Genomic DNA, 1573 nt, shown 5'->3' with positions numbered 1-1573 from the left:
GCCATCGAATCCTTCAAACGCCACTATTCCACGGTCAACGGGAAATTTTGCCAAATTTACGCAGGTGTTCTCGACGGCCTGGACGCCTGGAAAGCCAGCGGCCTCAAGATGGGCGTCGTGACCAACAAGCCGGGCATGTTCACCGAGCAACTGCTCGATCGCATGGGGCTGGCCGACTATTTCGACGTGGTTGTTTCCGGCGATACGACCTCACACAAGAAACCGCACCCCGAGCCCATCCTGCACGCCTGCCGTCTGTTCAACGTCCGGCCGGACCGCAATCTGCACATCGGCGACTCGGAAAACGACATCCTGTCGGCCCGCGCCGCCGGTTGTCCAGCCTATGCCGTGCCCTACGGCTACAACGAAGGCAAGCCGGTGGACAGCGCCGATTGCGATGCGCTAGTATCCGATTTGCTTGTCGCCTACCGGCAAGCCCTCACTTTTCAAGACCTCAAACACAAATGACGACTCTGCGAATCTGGAACGAATGGCAAGGTTGGCGCCGCTGGCGCCCCTGATCTCCTTTCGCGCGCCCTCGCGGCGCAACGCTCCAGACCGCAACACCCTGTCATTTTCGAGGCTTCCCCATGACTGAAACCGAATTCAACGCGCTTGCCGCGCAAGGCTACAACCGTATTCCCGTTACGCTGGAAACGTTTGCCGATCTCGACACGCCGCTGTCGATCTACCTCAAGCTGGCCAACGCGCCCTACACCTACCTGCTCGAATCGGTGCAGGGCGGTGAGCGTTTCGGCCGCTACTCGATCATCGGCCTCGCCGCCCAGACGCGCATCGTCGTCACCGGCCACCAGGTCATGGTGCTGACCGGCAACCGGGTGGCCGAGCGCGAGGACGACACCAACCCGCTCGAATTCATCGGCAAGTTCATGGCGCGCTTCCGTGCCGCCCCGCAGGCCGGCCTGCCACGTTTCTGCGGCGGCCTCGTCGGCTGCTTCGGCTACGACACCATCCGCTACGTCGAAACCAAGCTGACGCGCACCAACAAACCGGACGACATCGGCACGCCGGACATCGGCCTGCTGCTCTCCGAAGAAATCGCCGTCGTCGACAACCTGTCCGGCAAACTGACGCTGGTGGTCTTCGCCGAGCCAGGCTTCCCAAGCGCCTACCAGAAAGCGCGGGCGCGGCTCATGGAACTGCTCGCCAAGCTGCGCACGCCAGTCGTCATCCCGAGCGAAAAGCCGGTGCATTCCCAGGAGGCCGTTTCCACCTTCGGCGAAGCGGCGTTCAAGCAGGCCGTGCTCAAGGCCAAGGACTACATCACCGAGGGCGATGTCATGCAGGTTGTGCTGTCGCAGCGCATGACCAAACCCTTTGGGGCCAGCCCGCTGGCGCTCTACCGCACGCTGCGCAGCCTCAATCCGTCGCCCTACATGTTTTACTTCGATTTCGAGGATTTTCATGTCGTCGGCGCCTCGCCGGAAATTCTCGTTCGCCTCGAAGGCGACCGCGTCACCGTGCGGCCGATTGCCGGCACGCGCAAACGCGGTGCCTCGCCGGAAGAAGATGCCGCACTGGCCGCCGAACTGCTGGCCGACGAGAAGGAACG

At 62.6% G+C, this 1573-nt stretch carries 2 protein-coding genes; both read left to right on the top strand.

Features of this window, described 5'->3' with window-relative positions; all coding sequences use genetic code 11:
* A partial coding sequence (locus tag ADADOO_RS17125; protein ID WP_511278724.1) for an HAD-IA family hydrolase occupies positions 1–468 on the top strand: 468 nt, incomplete at its 5' end.
* A gap of 122 nt (positions 469–590) precedes the next feature.
* The coding region (locus tag ADADOO_RS17120; protein WP_511278723.1) for an anthranilate synthase component I family protein at positions 591–1573 on the top strand (983 nt) is incomplete at its 3' end.

The organism is Azonexus sp., assembly GCF_036170495.1.
In the GTDB taxonomy this organism is placed as follows: domain Bacteria; phylum Pseudomonadota; class Gammaproteobacteria; order Burkholderiales; family Rhodocyclaceae; genus Azonexus.
Note: the sequence above shows the minus strand (reverse complement) of the source record. Positions and strands in the feature narration are given on the sequence as shown.